The organism is Tumidithrix helvetica PCC 7403 (assembly GCF_965232925.1).
GTDB classification, from domain to species: Bacteria; Cyanobacteriota; Cyanobacteriia; order Pseudanabaenales; family Pseudanabaenaceae; genus Tumidithrix; species Tumidithrix helvetica.
Genome location: NZ_CBDDRA010000072.1, coordinates 1 through 713, shown reverse-complemented (window position 1 = coordinate 713; position 713 = coordinate 1). Strand labels below are relative to the sequence as shown.

1 protein-coding gene is annotated in these 713 nt (G+C 41.0%); it reads left to right on the top strand.

Annotation, left to right across the window (positions count from 1 at the left end):
• Positions 1-83 precede the first annotated feature (83 nt).
• On the top strand, positions 84-668 hold the full coding sequence (locus tag ACP2WE_RS26010; protein WP_425218422.1) for an ISAs1 family transposase: 585 nt from the start codon (positions 84-86) through the stop codon (positions 666-668).
• Positions 669-713 lie beyond the last annotated feature (45 nt).

Here is a 713-nt window from a genome sequence, read left to right as displayed (position 1 = left end):
CTCGGGGTAAAAGTGATGGAAAACAAAAAGACTAGTGAGATTACAACGGTACGAGAACTGCTAGAAATCCTAGATTTGAAAGGATTCGTGTTTACCCTAGATGCCCTGCACTGCCAAAAAAAACAATCGAAGACATTGTAAACAGTGGCAATGATTATGTGATTAAAGTTAAAACCAATCAACCCAAACTCTATCAGCAAATTCAGCAACACACACAGCAGCAAGAGCCAAGTCAAAGTCATGCATCAATAGAACGAACTCGCGATCGACAAAGCGAACGGATCGTTAAAGTGTTTGCTCCACCCGACGATCTAGATCCTAAATGGTCGAAAGTGGGTTGTGTAGTCAGTGTTGAACGCAAGGGTATGCGAGGCGATATTCCTTATGAGCGTATTGGTTTCTATATCAGCTCTTTAGACCCTAATTCTCAACAAATTGCTATGGGAATTCGTCAACATTGGGGGATTGAAAATCGTTTGCACTGGGTCAAGGATGTTGTTTATGAGGAAGATTCCAGTCCTCAAAAAGCGGGTTTTGCTCCGATTAATTTGTCTTTGCTCAAAACTTGGGTACTAACCTTGATGCGAATGCATGGTTTTGATGCTTTGACGGAGGCAATTAGCCATTTAAGCCATAATATCAAGCAAATACTCTCATTTTGCCTTTAGGTTTACTTCTTTTCTCCTATTTACTCAAGAATGAAACAGCCCTGC